Source organism: Cupriavidus sp. KB_39 (genome assembly GCF_052114485.1).
In the GTDB taxonomy this organism is placed as follows: Bacteria; Pseudomonadota; Gammaproteobacteria; order Burkholderiales; family Burkholderiaceae; genus Cupriavidus.
This window is the reverse complement of sequence record NZ_JBFREV010000241.1, coordinates 1-385: the sequence shown is the minus strand read 5'-3', so window position 1 is coordinate 385 and position 385 is coordinate 1. Positions and strand designations below refer to the sequence as shown.

General features: G+C 69.6%; 1 pseudogene. It reads left to right on the top strand.

Annotated elements, in window-relative coordinates:
* Positions 1 to 385: pseudogene (locus AB4Z27_RS29755) on the top strand (ImcF-related family protein); the annotation flags it as partial.

The window sequence follows — 385 nt, the reverse complement described above, 5'->3', positions numbered from 1 at the left end:
CCGGCGGCAAGCGGTCATTGCGATGATCGTGGGCGCCGCAGTGCTCCTGATGCGTGGTCCGGTCGCCGCGGCGTGGAAGGTGCTGGCCGCCCGATCGGCCCGAGACACGCCGCACCAGCGCGATCCGGCAGCGCGCCGGGGCAGGCGGGTGCCCGGCGCCGTGGCACTGGAATCGACGGAATATGACCGGCTCAAGCAAGCGTTGCAGGAGCCGGGCGCCGCCCATCTCCCCCGTTTGCTGCTGACGGGCGATGACGCCGTCATTGCCGAGTTGCTGCCGGGCATCGTCAACGACCGCTGGCAGATTACCGAAGAAGCGCTTCTGCTGTGGAATCAGACCGGGCCGGATGGCCAACCAGACCGCGCCTGGCTGGATCGACTCCGC